The organism is Frigoribacterium sp. VKM Ac-1396 (assembly GCF_015350895.1).
Lineage (GTDB): Bacteria > Actinomycetota > Actinomycetes > Actinomycetales > Microbacteriaceae > Frigoribacterium.
Genome location: NZ_JADKSD010000001.1, coordinates 121,263 through 136,345, shown reverse-complemented (window position 1 = coordinate 136,345; position 15,083 = coordinate 121,263). Strand labels below are relative to the sequence as shown.

The window sequence follows — 15,083 nt, the reverse complement described above, 5'->3', positions numbered from 1 at the left end:
GGGTCGCAACGTGAGGGCCGCAATCGACAGAGCAATCCACACCACAACCATGAACACAGCCATGACAACGGCCGAGGGGTCACCTCCGAGGTAATTCGCCCAGTTGACCAAGACGCTGGCTGCCCAGGGCACGGTCGACAGGACGAGCGTTCCTCCGAAGCGGTGCCCGGTGACTCGGAAGGCAACGGCGGCGGACAAGGCAACCACGATCAAGATGCCCACCACACCGGGGGCCAGAAGGCCGCCGGCCCAGAGGTAGCGGTTGAAGAAGTCGTACCAACCTGGTCGCCCGGCAGCCAGCGGAACGGAGACCCTGTCGAGCTGGTTCATGATGAGCAACGCGCCGGACAGAGCGGCGAACCAGCCTGTCGCCGACGCAGCGGCCGTCCACTCTCGGCGTGGCGTGCCCACGGCAGCGATGAGGCCGAGACCTGCGAGCAGGACGAACGTCACCCGGTCAGGGCTCGGGTAAACCACGACGTATTCGGGTGAGGACGGCGTCTGCACGACCATCAGGACGATGGCAAGTGCAGACGCCCCCAGAGTGCTGAACCTGGCGGCCGTGCCGCGCCTGGCGAGCACAAGCACCCCAGCCAGGACCCACAGCGCCGTGACCAGGACACCGGCGCTGTTGAACGGGCCGAACGGGTCGAGCGCGAAGACGTGAGCCCCAGGGTTCCAGGGCATCCAGTCCTGGACGATGAAGTAGACCAGGGACCATGCCACTCCGGTTGCGAGAGCGAAACTCGCAGCCTGGTCCCGGGAAGTGGCCGGGAACACGGCGGAGAGGCGGGCGCCGAGCCCGTGGGCAGCTAGGTCGAGCATCTCTGCCCGGCGAGGGCGCTCGCGCCCTTCCTCCTCCGCCACGTCGAGCAGTGTCCCCACCATGGCGTCCTCGTTCTCTCGGCGCCAACGCCCGGGATACCACCGGAGCTGCCGTCGATATCGCTGCTCCAAGCGCTGAAGATCCGCGCCGACGACGCTCACGAGGCACCTCCGAACTGCACCTGGCCAGCGATACCTTGCGGCCGCCATTCCGAGATCCGCGCGCGGGCCGCCGCGGCGTTCGCCTCCAGACGGCTGGCCGTGGCCCTGAGTTCGTCGATGCCCTCGGCGGTGACCTCGAAGTATCGGCGGTTCCTCCCGTCGACCACTTCATCACCAGCCACTACGACGAGCCCCTGCTCCACGAGCCGGTCGAGTGCGGCGTAAAGAGTGCCGACCTTGAGTCGGACTCTGCCGCCGGAGAGTTCTGCCGCATCGGCGATCAGTGCGTAGCCGTGCTTCCGCCCGCCGGCGAGTGAAGTCAGGACGAGCATCGTCGGCTCGCGCATCTCTGATTGGGTCATGCACCCACTATATTCAACTGATCAGAATATTCAAGCGGCTATGTTCTAGCCAACGCGTAAGGCAATGAGATTTATCCTGCAAGGTCACAGAACGGCCACGCCTGACACTTCACTACTGAGAGCGGAAATGAGGGCGACCAGTGAAGCGACGATCGACATCAGGCGAGACCGAGAACGACTTGGTGGCTCGCGCGCGCGGCGGGGACATCGACGCCTTCGAGGCACTGACCCGTCTGCACGTCAGGAGCGTCCTACGGTACGCAGCTTCGGTGGTGACTGATCGTGGCAGCGTCGAAGACGTCGCCCAAGAGGTCCTGCTCGTGGCCTGGCGCCGCCGCAGGGACCTCGACCCGGAGCGTTCCCTGCTGCCGTGGCTGCTCGTGACGACGCGCCACATCGCAGTCGCGACCAACCGCCGGGCCATCCGCCAAGAGGCCGGCGACCTCGACACCGTGAACCACCTCCACCAGTGGGAACGCGGTCAGGACCGTCGCGCAGCAGCGGAGGAACTCGCCCACCTACGAGAGGCCCTCGATGGTCTCCCGCAGGAGGACCGGGACCTTGTTCGGCTCTGCTTCATCGAAGGCCTCTCTTACGACGAAGCCTCAGCGGCACTCGGCCTGACACCTCCCGCAACACGCAAACGTGTCCAGCGCATCCGAGGCCGGTTGCGCTCCTTCCGCACAGCCACCACCGGCACGCAGTACGAGAACTGAAAGCAGGGCGAACATGACGAACACGAACTGGTCTGACACCGACCTCGATGCCGCCGCAGGTCGAATCGAGCACTCCCTCTCGCGCAAACTACGCGGTCAGCAGCGCCTCCACCGCGGTGGGATAGCTGCGGGCGTCGTGGTGCTCGGCGTTACGAGCGTTGCAGCCGCATCGACGCTGCTCCCGCCGCAGACCAAGGGTGAAGTCAACGGTGCCGCACCGTACATCTCAGCCGTGTCCTCATGCCTCAAGACCGCAGGCTGGAATGTGTGGCTGGCCCCGTCCGACGGTCTCGACCACGCCGCGGACAGCATTCACTTCTCAGTGAACGGCTACGAGCAACTTCGCTTCGCGGACGACATCGACCGATGCCGCGCCGACGTCGCTCGGGCGAACAGCGTCGACGTGATGGACGTCATCGGACTCCGGTAGTCCCCGAAGCAACCCTCGAGCAAGAGCTCTCGGGTCGACGCCTCGCGCCGATCGGCGGCTGCCCGTCGAAAATCATCTGTGAACCGAGAGCTGGACATCGTGTCGAGGTGACGATTCCCTACCGGTACGGCTCGACGAGACTCAGCTCAGCGACGTCGACGACCGCATCGCCTGGCATGTCCGGGTAGTAGTTCTCGCGCAGTTGCGCTGCGAAGAGCGTCATGTCCGTTCCTGGGGGCTCGTGTGCCTGCTCCGCAGTCAGCTCGTCGAGGCGGTACTGCCGGACCGCGACGACCTGCCCGGCGATCGGCTGCGCAGTCGGGTGTTCATCGAACGCGAACGTCGCCGCTCCGACACGGACCGACTCGCCCCAGCGGACAGTGGTCACCTTCCGGCCAGCGATGATCGCGTCGTAGTGCTTTCGATGGAAATGGACCACATGCCGAGCTTCGTCAGTCACCGGACCAGCCTGCCGCAGAATCGTCCGCCCACCGATCCTCTGTTGGACACCGACGCAGACTCCCCGCCTCGGGGCCGCTCACCGTGCTGCACAGCTCGTCTTCCCAGAAGTGTCGAGGCACCGGGTCGGGGGGATGCCCATGCCCGGGTGCAAGCCCTAGCCTCATGGGAAAGAGGAGGCCTGATGAGCATTGCCGTGGAGCGTTCCGTGCGCTCGCCGCGATCGGATGTGCGCGTCCTGGTCGGAACGGGGGCGGCGGTCGGCGCCGGCTGCGCGCTGCTGCTCCCCATCGTGTGGATGGTCGCTTGGGGTGCCTTCGCCGGACTCGACGGCGCCGGAATCGCTGGATGGGTCGTCATCTCGCTCGTCTACGCAGTGCCTGCTGCCGTGGTCTTCGCCCTCGTCGGGGCAGTCGCCGGACTCGTCAGCGCGTTGCTGTGGCGGCAGCGTCACCGCTGGGGCAGATCGAGAAGCCAGGCGTGTGCGGCGGCGGCCACAGCAACGATTGTCGGCATCTCAGCAGGCCCAGCCACGGGCTTACTCCTCGACGACCCTCTTTCCGGTGCAATCATCGGCCTCGTCGCCGCGTCGGGTGCCAGCCTCGCGGCGGCGTCGACCTTGCGGCGCCTGGCACGGCGAGAGGCGCCGTCCGGTCGGTAGCCGATCGGTCACTGGCCACCGCCGGCCGTTGGCCCCTCCCCCGCAGCTACGGGACGCCAGCTGTGTCCATGGGTCAGTCCGAAACCGATCTCGGTGAGGGATTCCCCTATCGGGTGCGAAGAAGGCACTTGTCGAGCAGTACTGCGAGCCGGTCTAGATCACTGCGTACGGCGTCAGCGTCGGACTGGAAGTCCGCCTCAGACATTCCGTCCCGGCGGAAGAGAGTGAAGATGGCCTCGGTGCCCTGGTCGTTGGCCACGACGCGGAAGGAGTTCCGCACGACAGATCCGTCGGGAACGGTCACGTCGTGGTCGAGTATCCCCAGCTCCACCGGCCCCGTGAACGCCACCTCGACGACACCCATGGGCGAGTCCGTGATCCACCGCCCGTCCTCCTGGCGAATCCCGCTACTGAGACCGGCCGCCCACGCGGGCAGATTCGCCGGATTCCCGGCGACGCTGGAGACGGCGGCGACGTCGTGGTCGAGCGAGCGCGAGATGTGAACGACAGGCCAGGTCATGCCCGGAAGCTAGCAGCCCCCAAGCCGAGCGCACCGGCTGACGGTCGGCTAACTGGCACCGGTTTCGGCGTCCCTGCCTCTCTTACCGCGCCACATCGACCAGCGCGTCGGATCGTCGAAGCGAGATGACATGCTGAGCGCATGCTGACCGATGCAGAGATCGTGACCGCGATGAGAAGAGTCGAGCACAAGAGTCGGTCTGCCGGGATGGACCTGTCGTACCTCGACTACGAGATGCGAGACATCCGCACCTCGCCAGGACACGTCGATGTCGAACTCACCCAGCGCGACGGCCAGTCCGCGCGACTCCTCATCGCCCTCCCCTCCAGCGGCGAACCCCAGTACTGGCTCTACGCTCCCCCCGAACAAGCCGAGGATTGGCTCCAGCAGCTCCTCATCTGGATCGACGATGAAGTCTTCATCAGCGGGCTCATGGACGGGCGAGCACGCATAGAGAGCAACGGCGCCAGCTACGTGCAGTCAGCTCCCTACGGTTGGCGCTTGACCGATCCTGCTGAGCACGCACGCCTCTCCGAAGCCGCTGGCCCCGACGGTTGGTACGGATGTCGATCCCCTATCGGGCACGACGATCGAGGTCAGCGTCCCCTCGGCGACGGACGCTTCGGAGTGTGAGACGCCAGCAGACGAGGTACACGAGAAGCCCGGCAGGCATGGCAATCCACCGTGGAGTACCAACGAGAACGAGCAGGACGGCCACGACGACCGCAGCGATCAACGAGCCGATCAGGACAAGGCTCTGCGCGTTCCGAAGACCCTTTTCCTGCCAGATGATCCCCATAGAAGCAGGGTAGTCAGGGTACCTATTAGCCGATCGGCTATCGGGACGCAGAGCGTTCCCCTCTAGGTCGGTTTCGTGAAGCAACGGTTTCTAGCGTCGCATCTCAGTCATGGCTCGAACATTGAAGTAGATGCCGATCACGATCAGTCCCACGCCTAGAAGCATGAGAACATTCGGCAGGTCACTGAAGACCTTGGCGATGAATGGGGGTGTTTCTAGAGGTGAAAGTCCGCCAACCTGAACTAACAGGCGCGATTCGGGACGGAGGGTTCGTGGCGAGGTAACTCAAGACCCTCACGCTCGTGACGGTCATCTCATTTGTGCTCGCTGGCTGCACGCCGCCTTTGAGGAGCGCTTCGAAGGGGATCTGAGCATTGCCGCTGATCTGGATCTCGGCTCGGTAGGACATGTGGCTCTCATCGCCCCCCACGGTGGAGGTTTCACTCCTACGAGTCTTGAGTATTTCGTCGAGGGAGAAGACGTCACTGAGAGGCTCGAGAGCACCCTCAGTGAGGCTGGATTCATCGAGTCTCGTCCCGTCGAAGGTCTCTGGCGCCAATGGCAGCGAGACTCGGACGGTCTGCTTCAGACCATGCAGATCGAGTCATTTGCGGAAGGCGACGAATTCACGAGCGGTGCCGGCAAGGACGCGAAGACCTACGTTGCCGGAGACAAGGCGTCCGGGTCTCTGTGAAATAGCCGTCTGAGCCGCGGGCGTAGGAGGAAAGGGCGTTAGCCGATCGGCTATCGGACACCGCTCGTTACCGAGAGTCGCGGCAAAGGATCGGTCGCGTTCCCAGCTGGCAATGCCCCAGAATCGCTACATGGATGACGCTGCACCTTCGGGACAGTTTCAGGGCGAGTATCAAGCGGGCACCGTGAGATGGTTCAACCGTGAGCTGGGGTGGGGATTTATCGTCGCTGACGGCAACGGCCAGGAGCTCTTTGCCGACAAGCTGTTCACTTTGCCGAAGCGCACACTGCTGCACACCGGGCAGCGCGTGAGCTTTCGCGTGCACACCTTCAGAACCGGCCCGGCAGCCGTCGACATTGTTCCCGCTCCCCGAAGCGAGACGTAGGCGGCGGAGGACTGCCCGACCGACGAGTCAAGTCGCACGGTGACCCCGCCCGCCCGACCGCCTATCTTGCCCGCGGGTCGGCAATCGAATTGGCGGAGTCGTGGGCGCTGCATCCCCAGCGCACGATGTTCACGCTCGGGTTGGCCGAGTTATCCTCACGCGTGCGACCACGTCGACTTCTGACTTCCTCGGCCCTCCTCTTGGCTACCAGCGCAGCCGTGGCGGGGTGCACCTCATCGTCGGGGATCGAACAGCAGTGGGGTGATGGCAAGGGATACATCTCCGCCAACCAGCTCGTGACCGAAATCGCCCCCGAGGACCGCGGCGACCCGATCGAGTTCGACTCGGAACTCAGTGACGGCACGAAGATCACGGCGACTGACTACCAGGGAAAGGTCGCCGTCTTCAATTTCTGGTTCGCAGGGTGCGTCCCGTGCCGAATGGAAGCGACCGACCTCCAAGCGGTGAGCGAGGAAGTAGCCGACGATGCTGCTTTCCTGGGCGTCAACGTCAAAGACCAGCCCGACACTGCCAACGCATTCACGCGACGATTCACCGTCACGTACCCGACCGCCATCGACGCGAAGACGGGAAGCATCCAGCTCGCATTCGCCGGCAAGACGGCCCCCAATGCGACCCCGGCGACCTTCGTCTTAGACCCCGAGGGACGTGTCAGCGCTCGAGTCCTCGGGTCCGTCGACCCATCGATCCTGCGAGCACTCGTCAAGACCGCGGCCGCGACGCCCGAGCCGTCGCATGGCGGCTGACCCCGCTTCCGGGGCTGCTAGCTTTCGACCGTGACGACCACCCCGGTATGGCCTGGCCAAGCGAACGAACCGCGCGACGACCCACAGGCTGGCAGCCCCTTCGCGGTCGCGTCGAGCATCGTGACGCTCGTCGCTCTCGTCACCTACGCCGGTCTCTACGCCGCGATGTGGGACCCGGTCGCTCTCTGGCACAACGAAGGCTGGCTGTTCCTGTACCCGATCTTCCTCGCGGCCTGGGTGCCCGTCGGCATCCTCTCCGCCACGTCCATCGGCCTCTCGATCGCCGGTTCGATACGACACGAAGCACGACGATCTCTGGCAGTCGTGAGCCTAGGCGTGGCTGCGCTATTGCTCACTGCCTCTCTGCCGGCCCTCTGGTTCGGGCCTGGTCCGCTCTAAGCACGGCAGATCGACCCGCGGCGCGCAGCATCTACGGTCCGAGCCCGAACACGTGCTCATTGGTGTCTCGTCAGACGTTCCTCTATCGGGCGGTAGCAGGGCCCTTGGCCGGATGATCTGTGGGTCGGAATCAGACGTCATCGCTCTGATCGTCGATGGCTTGACGAAGAGACATGCGCGCGCGCGAGTAACGGCTCCGAACCGTGCCAGGTCTCTTGTCCAAGATGGTCGCGACTTCGGCAAGGGAGAAACCCTCCCAGTGCACGAGGCGGATGATCTCCTGATCGAGGTAGCTCAGCGTGAGCAACAGAGCACGCAGCTCCTCTCCGTCGCTTGCAGGTTGAGCAACAGGACCGCGCACTTCGATCTCCTGCCGGAGCCGGTCGGCGAGGGCGACCCGACGGGCACCGGCGCGTCGGTACGTGGAGAGAACCCGGCGAGCGATGCCGAACATCCACAAGCGGGCCTCGAGTGGCTCACCGGGCAGCTGATCGACGCGGCGCCAAACGACTAGCTGCGTCTCCCCGAGGAGGTCGGCTGCGTCCTCCGCCGAGCGGACCCTGCGCAAGAAGTAACCGAGCAGATCTCTCGACGTCGTCTCGATCACTGCGGTCACGCGTGCTTGCCTGTCTCCGGTCTGTCTCGTCGAGGCGGCACTCCGTTCGGGGGTCACTCGGTGACCCCGCAGGTCAGGGAGACGCCGCCGTACCGAGCAGAGCCCACGAGCTGGGGATCGAGTGTCGAGCGGATGCCGGTGTCGAGGGTCTTCACGACACTCTGGCTGAGGTCGGTCTCGCCCCGGTCACTTTGCACGAGGGCTGCGAGTCGGGATTCGAGCGCTGACCAGTCGCTGCCCTCGACAGCCTCTTCCACCAGGTCCTGGGCTGCCGTACCGCCTGAGACGTCGAAGCGAACTTCGGCCAGGCACCTGGTCGGTGCGCTGTCACCGTTGTCGATGAACGGGTCGCCGGGGAGAGCGAAGGCGATTGTGGCGTGAGCTTCATAGTCCGGCTGCAGACTCTCGACGAGGGCGCCACCTCCGAGGAGCAGCGATCCTCCCAGCGCCACTGCGAGCAGAGGCCGTCCTGGTCGACGGAGCCTTGCCGTTCTGCGTGGCGCCTCCCTCGCCTCGGTGCGTGCAGCGGCAGACATCGGGGCAATAAGGGCCAGGAGGTCTGGATCGTTCTCGGCGGTCGCCGGACGGCTCTTGCTCAGGATCTCGTTGAGGTTCGCGTTCGTCATGAAAGGGCCACCGTTCTGGAAATGAGGCGTTTGCAGAAGACATGGCCGGCCACCTCCGGAGCGTTGCATCTCGCGGACCACAAGTCTGTGAGTAACGGCATAGTTGAAGGGCCACCAGGGGAGGACAGCCACTCCCCCACAGCTACAAGGCTCCGGCCGTCGCGACAGGTCAGTCCGAAGCTGATCTCGGTGAACGATCCTCTACTGGGACTCCTAATGGCGGCTTTCTGCACCGAGGTGGAGTCTGGCGTGCTGCAACCGGGAACGTAGCCGTGAGAAGGTGACGCATGAGCTCCGAGGAAGAGGCCCACGCCTCGGACTTCTCGGAACAGGCACGGGCGATGCAGGAACTACTGCCGTACCTGCACGACATCGTCGGCGACACCGCAGAGATCACGACCGAGGACTACTTGGGAACTGAGCCCGACGGCAGCGTGGACCACGACCAGGCACCGTCCATCCGCTCCGCCTACGTCAGGCCTCACAACGCAGCAGCCCTGCCCATGGACGTTAGTTGTGAACAATGGATCGTCATCGAGCTAGGCCGGATCGGCGGTCGATGGGAACTGGGCTATGACAGCGGCGACCTTGCCCTCGCCAAGGCACTCCTAGGTGCTGCTGCCGCCGGCAACGTCATCGAGACCACAGCACTTGGGAGGTCCAAGGTCGACGTGACCTTGACTGACGGGACCATCGTCACCGAGACCGGGTACGACGGTTGCCTGACGATCCTCATCCCACTTCCCGGGTGGAAGACGTGGGGGCGAACGACACGGTACAAGCCCTACCGCACGAACGCGTCCGAATAGCGGACGCCCGCATCAGGATCGTCTATCGGGCATCGGTGGCGCCGATGACACGCTCGCGGAATGAGCCGGGTACGTCGTGCGGGCCCTTGTCGACGAGCTGTTCGTAGAGGACCTTCCGTGCCCGGGAAAGGCGGGCACGAACTGCTGTGGCTCGCTTTCCTACGATCAAGGCCACCTCTTCCTGGGTAAAACCGTCCCAGTAGACGAGGCAGATAATCTCCCGATCCATTTCTGGGAGACGCTCAATGGCTGCTCGTACATAGGCGTCTCTTTCCATGTTCTCGGTTAGGGCGTGTTGCTCGAGGGCATCGGCAGACAGAGTGAGCCGAAGGCGTGCGCTCAAGGCGGTCCGCCGGGTTCGACCTCGTAGGTGTTGCGAGAGTTTTTTGCGAGCGATGCCAAACAGCCAGGCACGAAGCATGTCCGGTTCAATTGTGCGGGTCGTGCTCGATTGCCAGGCTGCGAGGAACGTTTCACTGACGAGATCCGCGGCGTCATCGGCTGGTACGTCACGTCGTATGAAGAACCCGAGCAGCCCTCTAGCCTCGTTGCGGAACAAGTCAGCGAGATCTGCGCCTACTCCTCTGTGAGGGTGAGGCTTCGTCGTTCCCGTCAATGGAGTTGTCCGTCGCAGTCCGAATCGATCTCTGCCCAGCCACTCACGGTGCCGGCGGGCAGGCCGAGTTCGTCGGATACATCCATGACGATGAAGTCGAGCATGGACACGGACAGTGCCGATTCGTCTTCGAGGGGCTGCTGATCTCCGATTCCCGGGATTTGCGCTGTTGACTGCACTGACTGGGGGAGATCGCCGGGGGTGCCTGCCTTGTCGCCAGCCAGAACAAGGGCGTATTCGTAGATGCGCTGACCGAGACCGCTCGTGGTGAAGTCGGCATTTCGGTAGTAAGTGGAGACTTCGGTGAACCTGGGCGAGAAGTACGAGCTCTCGATGGTTGCAGTGCACGAGACTGCGACCCCAGTGTCGGTGACGTAAGAGACGGGGATCGGGGTCTCGATTCGCGTCAGCCCATCGACGGCGACCGCCCCGGCCGTGAGTGCTCCGACGGCAAGAATGCTGCCGGGCACGAGCCAGAGTGCTTTTCGGCGCCGGGGAAGCCGCCGGTTCCCAGCGGCAACGCGAGTCTCTGCCACAAGAGCATCGAGTGCCGCCTCCGTAGCGACTGAGGTGGTAAACGCCGGGCGGCTCCCAGCGAGGATTTCGTCAACATTGTGCTTGGGCAAGGTGATCCGATCCAACCGATGACCGCGGGCTCTCCGCTGTCACAGAAGTAATGCCCAGTGAGCACCAAAGTGTGACGTCGTGAATCGGCTCTTCTTCTTTCGTAGTTCCTTCAAGTGCAGGCCGCGGCCCGGCAGCATCAAGTCACCGAAGATCGATCGCCTAGTGGGACACGGTAACCCGGGCCATCGTCACAGATCGGTGGGGACGCCGTTGGGCTCCGTCAGCCCTTCGAGAGCCGTTCCCCATGTTTCGTCCGTCGCTTATTGACTAGGAGCCCGAGACCGCCCACGACGGCAGCGAGCACACCTGTTACGCCAAGACCAGTACCCGGACCCCACATAGATCGTTCGCCTAGGAGCTCACCGACTAGCCCGAAGGCGGGTCCGCCAAGCATCAGCCCCAGGCCACCGGAGAACGTGTAGATCCAGCGCTTAGGCGGCACCAGTTTTGGGGAACCGTCACCGCTGTTTGGTTCAGTCTCAGGTGCCATGAGAGGACCTTATTCGTCCCGCAAAGACGACTCTGCTTGGAGCTTGCCCTACCAACGGATCCCCTATCGGGCACCGTGAGAGCGAACTGCTGATCAGTTCATGAGCCTTCTGCTGCAGACCCCTCGATGCCGTCGTAGTTGTGTCGAGGGTTCCAGAAGTGTTGAGGCAGGTGGCCGTTCTGAGCTTCCGCAGGGTGGCGGTAACCGACCTCGTCGAGGAACTCGTCAAGGTCCCCTAGTGACGTGTGCCCGCCCTCCATCTCGTCCCGCACCATGGCCGGAGTCATCTCACGACTAGACCCCGTCCAGTCGTCGACGACGACGTTCGGCTCGTCGGAGGTGAGGATGCGTAGGCGCTGCCCTTGTTCACGCGATAAGGACACGATTAGTTCGTCCTGCGGATCGACGAGGTGCCCTTGGACTGGCCAAGGCAGCAGCCCTTGAGTCTCGGCCAGGTCCAGGATCTGGCCGGCAGTCCGTTCGTCGAGGTACGAGAAGTCGATCTGCCACCCACGCACATCGTCAAGAGACACTTTGCTGGGGCGCTCGTGGGTGGCCTTTCCAACCCATTCGGAGCACTGCTTTACGAGCAAGGACGCCCTGTCACCGTCCGTTCGCACATGAGCGCCCGCCTCCACGGATGTGAAAACCCACGAAGCGTCTCTCGGGTAGACCACGAGGTCCTCCCCCTTGGTAGCCAGAGTCACGGCCGCGGCCAGGGCCGGATCGTCGAGGCTGAGCTCGGTGACCCAGGTGTGCTCGTACACGGGAAGCTCGTCAGGAGCATCCGGGTCAGCCATCCATGAGCGCTCAACCGTCGAGTGCCACAGGGTTGCGGGGAGGAACCGCTCGATCCAGCTGTCGCGCCCAACGGGATCGGGGCCGTTGGACCAGCTGAAGGACGACGCGAAGACGCGCTTGTCCGTCACGGTGTCGTTGAGGGCCCGAAGGAGACTCAGGGACCTGAAGACCGTCTCCGCGTACTCGACGGCTTGCTCGGCATGAGTGTGCAACGTCGGAAGCCTGTCGAACAGCAGGGAGATCCCGCTGCCGAACAAGTAGCTCTCTCGCGTTCCAGGCGCAGCAGGCGCCCACCGTGCGTCCCACTCAGCGGACACAGCAGCCAGCGTCTCAGCGGAAGGTTCATCAGCCATCCCGCAAGACTAGGGACGATGGCAGAACCGGAGTCGCAGCAGCCGCCCCCAGTTTTGGCCCTAATCGTGACCGCCAGCCGATCCCCTGCCGGACAGTGCCTAGCGGCAGCCCGACGCTGCGCCTACCCTGATGACGTGCCCAAGGAGAGCTTTTGGCTGCAGCCCGGACCGGCGAGTAGGTGTGCCAAGGCGGCGGTTGTGTGGGGAGTGTTGGCCGCGCTTTTGCTCATACTCGCTGTCTTCGTGCTTGTTTCCGTCGGTGGAGTTTCGTGGTGGAACCAGCTCGGCCTAGTCGTACCGCCCGTTCTGACGGCGGCTCTGGCACTTATTTACGGCGTCAGCTACCGAGCGCACCGTGCTCGGCAGTCGCGGGGCAAGTAGCAAGCCGTCTCGAGAGCCCATCGGGCATCGGGCATCGGGCATCGGGCATCTTCTTACGAGGCTCTGCGGGGCTGTCGGCGACATTGACGAGCCGCCTAGGCTCGGGTCATGAGCACCGCCGAGCCGCTGGCGCCGCCGCGACTCTCAGCCAGGATCGACGCGGGAGCGATCACGGTCCTGATCGTCGGCTTCGCAGCGACCTTGGTCGTCATCGTCGTCGCAGTTCTCTGGCGCGACATCATGGGCGACGTCTTCCTGTGGGCTAGGCCAATTCTGGTAGGCGTGCAGTTGTCGCTGTGGCTCCTGGCGTCTGCTCTTTCTGGGCGCCGCATGCTACGTGGCCACTGCGCACTTGTTCCGGCGCTCTGGCTGATTGGCGCTGCTGCTGTGGCCTTCCACGCGAGCATGTTTGTGCTCACAGCCAGCCTCCCCTGCCCTTCTCTCTGTTAGGGGCCTGAGCCGGAGGGACGATCCGCTGGACGGGCCCCTCGGGCCCCGACCGCTGACCGATCGTCTATCGGGCACCGAGGAGGTCGAGCGGCGGGTTGATCCAGACGCCACTGCGATCGACTGCACGCTCTTGCTCTCCACATCCGGTGATGACGTTATCTGCGGCGAACACAGTCGTCTTTCGGGATGAGGTCGCTGGGCACATCACCATCGGTGATCGACCGAGGTAGACCGCTAGACCACCTGCTGCCCGTGATGTGCCGCACGGCGCTCCGTCACGAGGAAGACGACGAGCAGCACGACGCCGACGAGGACGACCACGATGTTGCCAAGCTGAGCCAGGGACCCAAGGCCGCCCTGCAGGGGGTATGTACCCTGCATGAAGATGCTCGGGTCTGTGCTCGCGTGAAGCAGGATCGGAGCGATGATTGTTCCCGTCACCCGGAGGGCGAGGTACATGCAGAGGCCGAAGAAGAATGTGTAGAGCATCTGCAGCATGGTGGAGATGAAGGGCTGACCGGTGAAGAGGTTGGTCGCGTGCAGTAACGAGAACAACGCAGCGGAGACGAGCCCGACGGCGATCTCGGAACGGCCGGCCGAGCGCATGATGCGTACCACGTATCCACGAGTCAGCACTTCTTCGGAGAAGCCGATAACCAGTCCTGCCAAGAGCCACGCGGCGACCCAGTCGAAGCCTGCAGCGTCGTAGTCGATGCTCGCGAAGCGCAACACGTTGAAGAGCAGCACGACGGCGATGGCGATCCACATCCAGCCTCGGCCGGGGACGTCCTGCCGTGCGAAGAGGCCTCGCAGCCAGCCGAGGCTGGCACCGAAGCCGATCAGGATGAGGCTGCCGATCAGGACCGGGACGACGATAAGGACGAGGACATAGCTGGCTGATCCAGCGTCGCCGATGAATGGCACGAAGGGTGCCATGAGGAGCGATGCCGGTTCGTAGATGGCGAGGTAGCCGACGGCGAGGATCAGCGCCTTCCACCAACGACCCCGTTCCCAGAACCGCGTCCACCCTGATCGTGCAGCAGTGTCTTCCATCATCATCCCCTCGATTGGTTTTCAGTTAACCATCAGGCTCGAGACAGATTCAAGTTCAAGTCGGTGGGCGAGAGTCCGCCTTAGGCGCGCTCCGCTGCGTGCCGATCGTGGTCAAACTGCGCAAACGCACGCGACCGATGACGATGCATGCCGCTGTGCCTCCCCACCAGATGAGAAGGGCGACGATCGCGACCACGAGATAGGCGTCCTCGGTCGCCGCCCCGGCGTACGGCTTGGCGTCCAGGGCGTTCAGGGCTACCCGAACGAGGGCGGCCCCGAGGACGACGCTGAGGATGCAACCCACCGCAACGCCTGCGTAGATGCGTCGCCGTCGCGATGGGCTGTCCGGTTGCTCAGGCTTCATGGTCGTGGCCTGCCCGTCGGCGTCGCACTGCTATCAGGGTGAACCCTGCCAGCAAGAAGAGTGCGGCCGCCGTGAGTACGTGACCCGATCTTCGTCGTCGCTCTTCTTCAGAAAAGCAGCTGGCGCAAGCCCTCAAAGTGGCGCCTGGTCGGCGCGCTGAATTGCCCGGTAGACAGTCGAACGCGCGACCCCGAACAGCTCGGCGATCTCGCTTGTGGTGTGCTCGCCGGTGCGGTGCAGCTGCACGAGATGCTTCTCCTGCGAAGCGGTCAGCTTCGGTTTGCGGCCGCGGAGCTTGCCGGCGGCCTTGGCGATCGCCATCCCTTCACGGGTACGGGCGCGGATGAGGTCGGCCTCGAACTCGGCGACCATGCCGAGGACGTTGAACAAGAGCCTGCCGACGGGGTCGGTGGGGTCGTAGACCGCTCCCCCGAGGTTCAAGGCGACGCCCCTCTTCGTTAACTCGTCGGCGATGTCGGTGGCGTCTCGCAGCGACCGGGCGAGACGGTCGAGCTTCGTGACGACCAGGACATCGCCGGTGCGGCACGCAGCCAATGCTTCTCGGAGGCCGGGCCGCGCTCGAGTCGTGCCCGACAAGCCGTGGTCAACATGAACGCGTTGATCGTCAACACCGAGTGCTTTAAGACCGTCACGTTGTGCTGCGAGATCCTGTCCAGAGGTCGACACACGCGCGTATCCGATGAGCATGCGCCGACTG

21 protein-coding genes and 1 pseudogene are annotated in these 15,083 nt (G+C 64.2%); 10 read left to right on the top strand and 12 right to left on the bottom strand.

Annotated elements, in window-relative coordinates; genetic code table 11:
- Both ITJ55_RS00625 and ITJ55_RS00620 read right to left on the bottom strand, forming a co-directional pair.
- Nucleotides 1–987, bottom strand: a pseudogene (locus ITJ55_RS00625) (hypothetical protein); the annotation flags it as partial.
- Nucleotides 984–1,349: a PadR family transcriptional regulator gene (locus ITJ55_RS00620; protein WP_194593665.1), complete on the bottom strand. Its 366-nt coding sequence runs from the start codon at nt 1,347–1,349 to the stop codon at nt 984–986. The gene ITJ55_RS00620 and the pseudogene ITJ55_RS00625, both read right to left, overlap by 4 nt.
- A 140-nt stretch (nt 1,350–1,489) precedes the next feature.
- Here ITJ55_RS00620 and ITJ55_RS00615 point away from each other — a divergent pair, with 140 nt between their 5' ends.
- Nucleotides 1,490–2,065 carry an RNA polymerase sigma factor gene (locus ITJ55_RS00615; protein WP_370543941.1) on the top strand — a complete coding sequence of 192 codons (576 nt, stop codon included), beginning with the start codon at nt 1,490–1,492 and terminating at the stop codon, nt 2,063–2,065.
- 13 nt (nt 2,066–2,078) lie between these two features.
- Nucleotides 2,079–2,495 carry a hypothetical protein gene (locus ITJ55_RS00610; RefSeq protein ID WP_194593663.1) on the top strand — a complete coding sequence of 139 codons (417 nt, stop codon included), beginning with the start codon at nt 2,079–2,081 and terminating at the stop codon, nt 2,493–2,495.
- A gap of 118 nt (nt 2,496–2,613) precedes the next feature.
- On the opposite strand, the gene ITJ55_RS00605 is transcribed toward ITJ55_RS00610, so the two are convergent.
- Nucleotides 2,614–2,955, bottom strand: coding sequence for an ASCH domain-containing protein (locus ITJ55_RS00605; RefSeq protein ID WP_194593662.1), 342 nt, complete (start codon nt 2,953–2,955; stop codon nt 2,614–2,616).
- A gap of 183 nt (nt 2,956–3,138) precedes the next feature.
- Here ITJ55_RS00605 and ITJ55_RS00600 point away from each other — a divergent pair, with 183 nt between their 5' ends.
- Nucleotides 3,139–3,615, top strand: coding sequence for a hypothetical protein (locus ITJ55_RS00600; protein ID WP_194593661.1), 477 nt, complete (start codon nt 3,139–3,141; stop codon nt 3,613–3,615).
- 106 nt (nt 3,616–3,721) lie between these two features.
- Here the strand turns inward: ITJ55_RS00600 and ITJ55_RS00595 are convergent, their stop codons facing one another.
- On the bottom strand, nt 3,722–4,135 hold the full coding sequence (locus ITJ55_RS00595; RefSeq protein ID WP_194593660.1) for an SRPBCC family protein: 414 nt from the start codon (nt 4,133–4,135) through the stop codon (nt 3,722–3,724).
- Between the two features lie 141 nt (nt 4,136–4,276).
- Between ITJ55_RS00595 and ITJ55_RS00590 the strand changes: the two genes are divergently transcribed.
- The 5 genes from ITJ55_RS00590 (at nt 4,277) to ITJ55_RS00570 (ending at nt 7,179) form a co-directional block, all read left to right on the top strand.
- Complete coding sequence (locus tag ITJ55_RS00590) at nt 4,277–4,768, top strand: hypothetical protein (protein ID WP_194593659.1); 492 nt, start codon at nt 4,277–4,279, stop codon at nt 4,766–4,768.
- 575 nt (nt 4,769–5,343) lie between these two features.
- On the top strand, nt 5,344–5,628 hold the full coding sequence (locus ITJ55_RS00585) for a hypothetical protein (protein WP_194593658.1): 285 nt from the start codon (nt 5,344–5,346) through the stop codon (nt 5,626–5,628).
- Nucleotides 5,629–5,758: 130 nt separating this feature from the next.
- Nucleotides 5,759–6,013: a cold-shock protein gene (locus ITJ55_RS00580; RefSeq protein WP_194593657.1), complete on the top strand. Its 255-nt coding sequence runs from the start codon at nt 5,759–5,761 to the stop codon at nt 6,011–6,013.
- 218 nt (nt 6,014–6,231) lie between these two features.
- Nucleotides 6,232–6,780 (top strand): TlpA family protein disulfide reductase, encoded by a 549-nt coding sequence (locus tag ITJ55_RS00575; RefSeq protein WP_370543940.1) that lies wholly within the window; start codon nt 6,232–6,234, stop codon nt 6,778–6,780.
- Nucleotides 6,781–6,810: 30 nt separating this feature from the next.
- Nucleotides 6,811–7,179, top strand: a complete 369-nt coding sequence (locus tag ITJ55_RS00570; protein ID WP_194593655.1) for a hypothetical protein — start codon at nt 6,811–6,813, stop codon at nt 7,177–7,179.
- Between the two features lie 130 nt (nt 7,180–7,309).
- On the opposite strand, the gene ITJ55_RS00565 is transcribed toward ITJ55_RS00570, so the two are convergent.
- Nucleotides 7,310–7,795, bottom strand: a complete 486-nt coding sequence (locus ITJ55_RS00565) for an RNA polymerase sigma factor (RefSeq protein ID WP_194593654.1) — start codon at nt 7,793–7,795, stop codon at nt 7,310–7,312.
- A gap of 53 nt (nt 7,796–7,848) precedes the next feature.
- Nucleotides 7,849–8,421 carry a hypothetical protein gene (locus ITJ55_RS00560; RefSeq protein ID WP_194593653.1) on the bottom strand — a complete coding sequence of 191 codons (573 nt, stop codon included), beginning with the start codon at nt 8,419–8,421 and terminating at the stop codon, nt 7,849–7,851.
- Between the two features lie 287 nt (nt 8,422–8,708).
- On the opposite strand from ITJ55_RS00560, the gene ITJ55_RS00555 reads away from it, so the two are divergent.
- Nucleotides 8,709–9,230 (top strand): hypothetical protein, encoded by a 522-nt coding sequence (locus tag ITJ55_RS00555; RefSeq protein ID WP_194593652.1) that lies wholly within the window; start codon nt 8,709–8,711, stop codon nt 9,228–9,230.
- 22 nt (nt 9,231–9,252) lie between these two features.
- On the opposite strand, the gene ITJ55_RS00550 is transcribed toward ITJ55_RS00555, so the two are convergent.
- From ITJ55_RS00550 to ITJ55_RS00540, 3 genes are all read right to left on the bottom strand, one after another.
- A complete protein-coding gene (locus tag ITJ55_RS00550; RefSeq protein WP_194593651.1) occupies nt 9,253–9,789 on the bottom strand; it encodes an RNA polymerase sigma factor in 537 nt (178 codons plus the stop codon).
- A gap of 53 nt (nt 9,790–9,842) precedes the next feature.
- Nucleotides 9,843–10,316, bottom strand: a complete 474-nt coding sequence (locus tag ITJ55_RS00545) for a hypothetical protein (protein ID WP_194593650.1) — start codon at nt 10,314–10,316, stop codon at nt 9,843–9,845.
- A gap of 745 nt (nt 10,317–11,061) precedes the next feature.
- Complete coding sequence (locus tag ITJ55_RS00540) at nt 11,062–12,117, bottom strand: hypothetical protein (protein WP_194593649.1); 1,056 nt, start codon at nt 12,115–12,117, stop codon at nt 11,062–11,064.
- Between the two features lie 489 nt (nt 12,118–12,606).
- On the opposite strand from ITJ55_RS00540, the gene ITJ55_RS00535 reads away from it, so the two are divergent.
- The gene (locus ITJ55_RS00535) at nt 12,607–12,948 is read left to right on the top strand and encodes a hypothetical protein (RefSeq protein WP_194593648.1); all 342 of its coding nucleotides are present in this window, start codon (nt 12,607–12,609) and stop codon (nt 12,946–12,948) included.
- 234 nt (nt 12,949–13,182) lie between these two features.
- On the opposite strand, the gene ITJ55_RS00530 is transcribed toward ITJ55_RS00535, so the two are convergent.
- From ITJ55_RS00530 to ITJ55_RS00520, 3 genes are all read right to left on the bottom strand, one after another.
- Nucleotides 13,183–14,007, bottom strand: a complete 825-nt coding sequence (locus tag ITJ55_RS00530; protein ID WP_228497539.1) for a CPBP family intramembrane glutamic endopeptidase — start codon at nt 14,005–14,007, stop codon at nt 13,183–13,185.
- A gap of 49 nt (nt 14,008–14,056) precedes the next feature.
- Nucleotides 14,057–14,365: a hypothetical protein gene (locus ITJ55_RS00525; protein ID WP_156155572.1), complete on the bottom strand. Its 309-nt coding sequence runs from the start codon at nt 14,363–14,365 to the stop codon at nt 14,057–14,059.
- Between the two features lie 132 nt (nt 14,366–14,497).
- Nucleotides 14,498–15,073, bottom strand: coding sequence for a recombinase family protein (locus ITJ55_RS00520; protein WP_194593647.1), 576 nt, complete (start codon nt 15,071–15,073; stop codon nt 14,498–14,500).
- Nucleotides 15,074–15,083 lie beyond the last annotated feature (10 nt).

Excerpts from the sequence above, each read along its gene's own strand:
- ITJ55_RS00620 (WP_194593665.1), bottom strand. The coding sequence starts at position 1,349 with ATGACCCAATCAGAGATGCGCGAGCCGACGATGCTCGTCCTGACTTCA.
- ITJ55_RS00610 (WP_194593663.1), top strand. The coding sequence starts at position 2,079 with ATGACGAACACGAACTGGTCTGACACCGACCTCGATGCCGCCGCAGGT.
- ITJ55_RS00600 (WP_194593661.1), top strand. The coding sequence starts at position 3,139 with ATGAGCATTGCCGTGGAGCGTTCCGTGCGCTCGCCGCGATCGGATGTG.
- ITJ55_RS00595 (WP_194593660.1), bottom strand. The coding sequence starts at position 4,135 with ATGACCTGGCCTGTCGTTCACATCTCGCGCTCGCTCGACCACGACGTC.
- ITJ55_RS00590 (WP_194593659.1), top strand. The coding sequence starts at position 4,277 with ATGCTGACCGATGCAGAGATCGTGACCGCGATGAGAAGAGTCGAGCAC.
- ITJ55_RS00580 (WP_194593657.1), top strand. The coding sequence starts at position 5,759 with ATGGATGACGCTGCACCTTCGGGACAGTTTCAGGGCGAGTATCAAGCG.
- ITJ55_RS00560 (WP_194593653.1), bottom strand. The coding sequence starts at position 8,421 with ATGACGAACGCGAACCTCAACGAGATCCTGAGCAAGAGCCGTCCGGCG.
- ITJ55_RS00555 (WP_194593652.1), top strand. The coding sequence starts at position 8,709 with ATGAGCTCCGAGGAAGAGGCCCACGCCTCGGACTTCTCGGAACAGGCA.
- ITJ55_RS00540 (WP_194593649.1), bottom strand. The coding sequence starts at position 12,117 with ATGGCTGATGAACCTTCCGCTGAGACGCTGGCTGCTGTGTCCGCTGAG.
- ITJ55_RS00535 (WP_194593648.1), top strand. The coding sequence starts at position 12,607 with ATGAGCACCGCCGAGCCGCTGGCGCCGCCGCGACTCTCAGCCAGGATC.
- ITJ55_RS00530 (WP_228497539.1), bottom strand. The coding sequence starts at position 14,007 with ATGATGATGGAAGACACTGCTGCACGATCAGGGTGGACGCGGTTCTGG.
- ITJ55_RS00525 (WP_156155572.1), bottom strand. The coding sequence starts at position 14,365 with ATGAAGCCTGAGCAACCGGACAGCCCATCGCGACGGCGACGCATCTAC.
- ITJ55_RS00520 (WP_194593647.1), bottom strand. The coding sequence starts at position 15,073 with ATGCTCATCGGATACGCGCGTGTGTCGACCTCTGGACAGGATCTCGCA.